Here is a 6,833-nt window from a genome sequence, read left to right as displayed (position 1 = left end):
CTCCAGGCGGACCATTTCGATGATCTGATGGACCGCCTTCTCCTTGAACTCGACGGAATACTTTCTAGGCATAGTTCAATCCTTCCTTAGCTGAGGTAGGAACTAAACCCAGGACGCTTCATAATTAGCGATATAGCGCTGTTACCTACTAGGGGTTTAGTCCATTTTGGGTTAGTACATCGGCGACCTGTTGGTAGGCTTCTGTACCTGCTTTCTCAGCGAAAGCTGCTCCAAAAGCTTTAAGGGAATCAATCGTCCATTGAATGCCTCGGCGTTTCGACTTTTGTTCCACTACCTCCAGGTCATCCAAAAGATCCTCCGTTGATTCTTCATCGAGTCCCTCGAGCTGGTCGACAATGTGGCGAAGTTCTTTGACCGTAACGGCAATGAGCTCTTCACTTGGCTTACTGACGTCAATCCGGTTGTGGGAACTTACAGACCCGTAGTTGGTGCCGTTGGATTGAGTTCCGATTACACCATGGTTGATTGAGTTGATATTCAAGGTGGTTGCTGCTCCTGACTGCATGATTTGGTCGAGACTCATATTGCTTCTCAGCACTCTGCGTCCTTCTGGGGTTATTTCCGGATGTAGAAAGCTGTTTTGCCAACTAGACATGCATTTAATTAGCTCGTGTGAGACGAGATCTTCTGCTGTTTCTTCGATTTCACGGATAGTTAGATCGCCGGAAAAGTCTTCGATGTAGGGGGTGTTTAGAATTTCGCCCAAGTTGGTGGGGCGTTTTGTCGAGTAAAGCCATTCCAAAATCCGACGCTGTGCAAGAGAAGCCCTATATCCGCTGTGCATTCGAGCCGCTTCTGCGAGACCTCTGTCACTAAAATGAAAGTCGAAAGAATTATCGGTTGTACGTGTATTAAGGATCATCGCAGCGGAAAGCAGTTCAACAAAGACTGACTCCTGATGTTCGTTTTCGACAACCTCAAATGGGAGACGAGATGCGTATGATTTGCGGTTTAAATAAAGCCAAAAAATGGCCCTCTCTGCATTAAATGTGAATCCCACTTCCAATCCTTTCATTGTTTTGTCAGGTCACCCTCTCGATGAATCGAAGGTTTGTACCAATATTACACTAAGTGGTGACTCGAGCTACGGTGCTGTTGCAAAGTTGGGTGGAGAACCGCGAACACTCCTTTCTTCGTCGCCTGGCCAGCATTATGGCCCAGCCTGCTTAGATATTCTGGAAGACCCGGTTGACGATCGCCGCGTCCGGGTTCGGGTGCCCGTAGGCAAACATCGCGCCTTGCCCTTTCCGCAATGAGTGCATCGCCTCCATCCCTTTCAACGTCCGATATACAGTGTCCGGTTCTTAAACGCGCCTTTCGGCCCGAGGATCCGCTTCAGCCGACCATGGTCGCCTTCCAAGATGTTGTTGAGGAATTTCACCTACCGGTGTTCCACTGTTGGCGGGCAGATTCCCTCTGACTTCAACTCGGCGATTACCCTGGCTAGGGAGGGTGCTTTATCGGTGTTGATCACTCTGGGATACCCGGCTGACGCATTGGATCTGAGGGCCTTGGCCAGGAAACGCTTCGCTGCGGCCACGTTCCGCTTCGGAGAGAGGTAAAAGTCCAGGGTCTGGCCACCGGCGGTGATCGCCCGATAGAGATAGCACCACCTGCCGCCGACCCGGATATAGGTCTCATCCACCCGCCAAGAACTAGCCTGCCAGTCAGGTACCTGCCGGTATCACCGTGTTTGCTTGTCCAGCTCAGGGGCGTATTTCTGAACCCAGCGGTAGATCGTGGCGTGATCGAATGGCACGCCCCGCTGAAGTCATCATTTCCTCCAGATCGCGGTAGCTCACCCCGTAGCGGCAGTACCACCCACTGCCCACAGAATGATGTCACGGGGGAAATGACGACCAGAGAAAATACCCAAGGCTGTGACTATTTCACGTCACTCTTCCTACTGCCCCAACTTTGCAACAGCACCATCCTAAAAGCAGCACGCCAGAATGGCTAATCATCTAACCTCGCCAACACATCCTGTCGTTTAGGCTGGGCTTTCTTTGCTCCAAGATCGTAGCAATTCGAGCAGTTCATCCTGTTGTGTACTGGACAGGTGGTTGAGGGCTTTTCGCTCAGCTGTGGCATGGGCTTCAACGATGGACATTATTCGGTCGTGTCCTTCTGGCGTTAGTGTCAGAGTTTTTCCTCGCTTATCGCTAAGATTCATTTCTTCATCAATGAGTCCTTGCTTTTTGAGCTTGTTAAGTCTTCCGGTAATTCCGGCCTTTGACAGAAGTAGGGCGTGTGCAAGTTGTCCCGGGGTGATGTTTTCCTGGCGGAGGATCGTTGCTAGAACATCGAAGTCGCCCGGAGCTAATTCAGCTTGTTCATGGATGGTCGTCACTTCGTTTTTGATTGCTCTTAACAGATGGGTGAGGCGAAGGGTTGTTTCCATTGCATCCACATCGACGTGGGGATTTATCCTCGTCCATTTGTTCATGGCTGTGGAGATGGGGTCCATTTTGTTCCTTTCGGGTTGCTGAAACTTAGTGTAGCGCTTGACAAAAGAAGTTCGGTAGCGAACTATATAGTTCGTCAGCGAACAACCAATGGAGATTTAAGATGTTAATTTCTGAACCCGAAATAGTGGCAGATGCTTCCTCCTCTCGCCTTCCGAAGGCAAGATTGCTGGTGGATGCCTCGGATGCAAAAGGAAATGTGAGTGTACAAAATATTCAACTTTTTGATGGGGGTGAGGGAGCCGTTCCACATTTTCATAAGATTTCGTGTGAGTTCTTCTACGTCACTAAAGGGGAACTGGAGTTTTGGGAGGATGGCCACATTTACCAGCTAGGTGCGGGTGATTGCGCATTGGTTCTTCCGGGTGTTCCTCATGCTTTTGGAGCCGCTAAGGGTAGCGATGCGGATGTACTGGTAACTATCGCACCCGGTGTGGAGAGGTTTGAGTATTTCCGTATCTTGGGACGGATAATGAGTGGCAAGGCGCCTGAAGATGAGCTTGCCCGTCGAGAAGATGAATTCGATACGTATTTTGTGGAAGCACAAGATTGGAAAGCGCATAGAGGAGGATAGGGAGCCAGAATCTACGTTGCTTGCACTCCGGATGTAGGGAGACCGGACTGCGAGCATTTTAGGAAGATTGATTATTGCCAATCATGTCGAATCGGAAATCGAAAGCAGATATACCAGTCCTACAATTGACAGGGTTAGCGTTTGCCGCTTTCTTGGCCATAATGACCGAGACCATTCCTACGGGGGTTTTGGTTGATATGGGTGAGTCCTTTGGAACGACAACGGGAAAAGTAGGACAGTTTCTAACCGCTTATGCAGCTGGATCTGTGGTGGCTGCAATACCGGTGATGACAGCAACTCGAAAAATGCCGCGTAAGCGTCTTTTGGTTATAGCTATCATGGGGCTTGGCGTTTTCAACGCTCTCACTGCTATTACTTCGTATTTGTGGTTAGCCTTTCTTGCTAGGTTTCTTGCCGGTATGGCTGGAGGCGTCGTTTGGGGCCTTGTGGCAAATTACGCTCGGAGTTTGGTCAGTTCGGAAAACCAAGGTCGCGCACTTGCCATTATCGGTTTTGGGCAGCCTTTCGCCTTAGCTTTTGGAGTCCCGCTTGGTGCATTAGGGGGTCAACACTTTGGTTGGAGATTGACGCTCGGCATGCTAACAGTTGCATCCATCGTTTTGGCGTTATGGATTATGTTTACAGTTCCTCCCCGGCCGGGACTTGTTGGAGATGGCCCAGGAACCAAAGTTCTTAAGAGATCGATTTTGATGCCTGGTGTGATGGGGGTGCTTGTAGCGCTCTTCGGCTGGACAGTAGCGCACAACATGGTTTACACGTACATTCAACCTTTAACCAGTGGTGTGGGAATAGCTCTTGGCGTAGATGTCGTGCTTCTATTTTTCGGGATTTCTGCGGGGATCAGTATTTTACTTACTGCTGTCGTTGTAGATAAGAGATTGTTCCTGACTGGTCTAATCTCAGGCGCGTTGATGCTTTTAGGATTCTTGCTCTTGTCGGTACCGGCAGCTCCCAACTATTTTTTCATTTCTGGAATAATCGTCTGGGGACTGGGGTTTGGTGGTGCACCGACAGTTCTGCAGACTGCCTTAGCCAGAAATGCAGTTAACTTGGCAGACATTGCACAGTCCTTTTTCGTTACTATCTTCAATTTTGGTGTAGGTATCGGTGGTGCGCTCGGAGGGGCAATATCGAGTCTTTGGGGTGTTTCTTCCCTTAGTATTGGTGCAGGGGTGATGTGTGTCTTAGTTTTCGGATTGCTCGTTGTGAGGAGTAGAGATTTTGGAAGGCAGCTTTGAGAGATAGGCCACACGCTCAGGCCGGGAAGTGCTTCTTAAAACAGGCTTGAACTTCCATCTTGAACATCACGCGTTGTGAAGTCTCACTTCAGTGTGCCAGTTTCCAGGGAGTGGATCCGGCAACGTGGCAAAAAGCGAATTGAACAAGTCTTCCAAACATGTTGCGCCACAAATCCGAGCAAACGCTTCTTGCTGCTTGGAGAAAACACCTTGTTGTAATTTTTCTTATTCCGTTTTCTATGCAGATGCCGGTTCCATCCGGTAATTCCCGGGAGATTTCATATCCGCAGCTCGGGATACGCTTCTTGAAAAGCAATGTTGAGCTGCCATCGTGAACATCCCACCATCGAAATCCGGAGATGGAAACCACAGAAGTTTCCACTCCGGCTCTTTTTATTTTTCCTAGTCGCTCCTTTTTCCTTAGTGCGCAGCATATCCATGCTCATCAATCATGTACTGGGTAGCAGTATTTAATTCCTGCTGGGAAATATCCCGCAAACTCGGCCCCGCCGCTGACCCTCCCCAGTGGTCGTAGTAGCGGGGGTTGGGGTGGAGTTCGGATAGTCCTGCGAAGTGCTCATAGCACTAAGGCAACCACACCCACGCCCGCTACGAAAGGCCAACCACACTAACCTTGTGGACAACCCGCACAGGGCTAGTGTGGTTATCCACAGAAATCCACGTTGGTTGCAGTGTTCGATAGCGTTTAGGTGGGCATGTCGGTATGGGCCTCTAGGTTTGAGGCCATGGGCTTTTTAGAAAACCTCCTCAACCGCTACGCCCCGCGCACACCGGGCAAGCCGGTCTTTGCGGTCATTGATGCCGAAACCACCGGCTTTAACAAGTGCTACGACCGCATCATTGAACTTGCTGCCGTGCACGCCGACGCATACTTCAATCCCGTCAACTCCTGGCACACATTGCTCAACCCTGACACCAACGCCGTGTCCACTACTCGGGGGCACCCCCGCCCACCTCGGCACTCAACCCTGCTGTGGGGGTTACTCGTAGCGAAGCGAGCTGAACATCCCGGTTTCCATGTGATAGGCGTTATGACAGTGAAATGCCCACTCACCGGGGTTGTCAGCGATCAGGTCGGCAATCATGGTTTCACCGTGGCGGAGAAGGACGGTGTCCTTGCGTAGCCCGCCGCTGCCGGGCAGCGCCCACGTGTGGCCGTGGATGTGCATGGGATGGGGCATCATGGTCCTGTTGCGCATGACCATCCGCAGGCGCTGGCCCTCCTGCACGGTCGCGGAGGAGGATTGGCCGTCGGTGAGAATGCTCCATTCATACGGCATCATCTGCCCGCCCAGGTCGATGCTGACTTCTCGGTCTGGTGTGTCCTCGGGCAGGAGTGCACGGTCTGCTGGCTTCAGGGAGGACAGAAGCAGTCCGGTGGACGACAACTCGGGGAAGTCGACATCGGGGTGGGGGGCCTGGCCGCCGGCGGTGCGGATGACGGCGAAGGCACGGTCGTCCTTACCCACCGCCAAAGCCGTGAGCGGGAAGATACCGTCGTCGAGGATGACCTCGACGTCGACACGCTCGCCCATCGACAGGTAGATCGATTCGGTCTCCCTGGGTTGGACAGGGAAGCCGTCGGTGTGGGTCACGGTCATGCGGTGGCCACCGAGGGCCACCTTGAAGATGGTGTCACCGCCGGAGTTGATAAACCGCAGGCGGGCCTTGTCGCCCGGGCGAGCCTCGAAGGTCCGGTGAGCACGGGGGATACGTCCGTTGATGAGGTAGTGCGGATACATCACATCGCCGGCATCCCCGCCCAGTACCCGGTCCGGGGTGCCGTGCATCATATGGCCGTGACCTCCCATCCCCTTCTTCCCGTTATGGTCACCCGAACCCATTCCGGTGAGCTTGTCGAGCTCATCGTCGGGAGTGCCCTGAATGCCATCGACCCAGTCGTCGAGCACGATGGTCCACTCGACGTCCTGGTCCTCAGCGTCTTGCGGGTCACGGACGATCAGTGGGGCGTGGAGGCCGCGATCAAGCTGCAGGCCGGAGTGGGAATGGTAGAAGTAGGTGCCACCATGGGGGACTTCAAAAACATAGGAGAAAGACTCGCCAGGTTCAATGGGGTCCTGGGTCATGCCGGGCACACCGTCGGCTGCGTTGTGGAGTGCGATGCCATGCCAGTGGATGGAGGTGCTCTCAGGCAGTTCATTGGTGATATCGACCTGTAGGACGTCGCCGGCAGTGGCCTCAATGGCCGCATCCCCGGTGTCAGAGACGTATCCCCACGTCTTGGCTTCGATGCCGCCGATATCCAGAGAGAGGGGCCGGGCGTTCAGTGTCCGGCGCACCGTCGGCTCACCGAGCGCAGTGGGGGTGGGAGTGGGGCGAAGAGAGGAACCTGGTGCCGAGGCAGCGGGTCCAGGGTCGCTGGTGCAGGCGGCCACGGCCCCGGTGCCGGCGAGGACGAGCCCGCCGAGCAGAAACTGTCGTCGGGAAAACGCGTTCATCATGATTTAACCTTCCTTGGTGCAGGATTTCAGT

The 6,833-nt window shown here is 53.2% G+C and carries 5 protein-coding genes and 2 pseudogenes; 3 read left to right on the top strand and 4 right to left on the bottom strand.

Features of this window, described 5'->3' with window-relative positions; genetic code table 11:
- Window positions 1-148: 148 nt before the first annotated feature.
- From MHY22_RS10945 to MHY22_RS10935, 3 genes and pseudogenes are all read right to left on the bottom strand, one after another.
- Entirely contained in the window at window positions 149-1,036 is an 888-nt protein-coding gene (locus MHY22_RS10945) for a hypothetical protein (protein ID WP_239279320.1), read from the bottom strand.
- Between the two features lie 151 nt (window positions 1,037-1,187).
- Window positions 1,188-1,897: pseudogene (locus MHY22_RS10940) on the bottom strand (IS6 family transposase).
- Between the two features lie 114 nt (window positions 1,898-2,011).
- A complete protein-coding gene (locus tag MHY22_RS10935) occupies window positions 2,012-2,488 on the bottom strand; it encodes a MarR family winged helix-turn-helix transcriptional regulator (protein WP_239279319.1) in 477 nt (158 codons plus the stop codon).
- A gap of 101 nt (window positions 2,489-2,589) precedes the next feature.
- Between MHY22_RS10935 and MHY22_RS10930 the strand changes: the two genes are divergently transcribed.
- From MHY22_RS10930 to MHY22_RS10920, 3 genes and pseudogenes are all read left to right on the top strand, one after another.
- Complete coding sequence (locus MHY22_RS10930; RefSeq protein WP_239279318.1) at window positions 2,590-3,060, top strand: cupin domain-containing protein; 471 nt, start codon at window positions 2,590-2,592, stop codon at window positions 3,058-3,060.
- Window positions 3,061-3,143: 83 nt separating this feature from the next.
- The gene (locus tag MHY22_RS10925; protein ID WP_255718269.1) at window positions 3,144-4,319 is read left to right on the top strand and encodes an MFS transporter; all 1,176 of its coding nucleotides are present in this window, start codon (window positions 3,144-3,146) and stop codon (window positions 4,317-4,319) included.
- 716 nt (window positions 4,320-5,035) lie between these two features.
- Window positions 5,036-5,200: pseudogene (locus MHY22_RS10920) on the top strand (3'-5' exonuclease); the annotation flags it as partial.
- Window positions 5,201-5,320: 120 nt separating this feature from the next.
- Here the strand turns inward: MHY22_RS10920 and MHY22_RS10915 are convergent.
- The gene (locus tag MHY22_RS10915) at window positions 5,321-6,802 is read right to left on the bottom strand and encodes a multicopper oxidase family protein (RefSeq protein WP_239279316.1); all 1,482 of its coding nucleotides are present in this window, start codon (window positions 6,800-6,802) and stop codon (window positions 5,321-5,323) included.
- Between the last annotated feature and the right edge of the window lie 31 nt (window positions 6,803-6,833).

The organism is Corynebacterium sp. ACRPO (assembly GCF_022347205.1).
Lineage (GTDB): Bacteria > Actinomycetota > Actinomycetes > Mycobacteriales > Mycobacteriaceae > Corynebacterium.
Note: the sequence above shows the minus strand (reverse complement) of the source record. Positions and strands in the feature narration are given on the sequence as shown.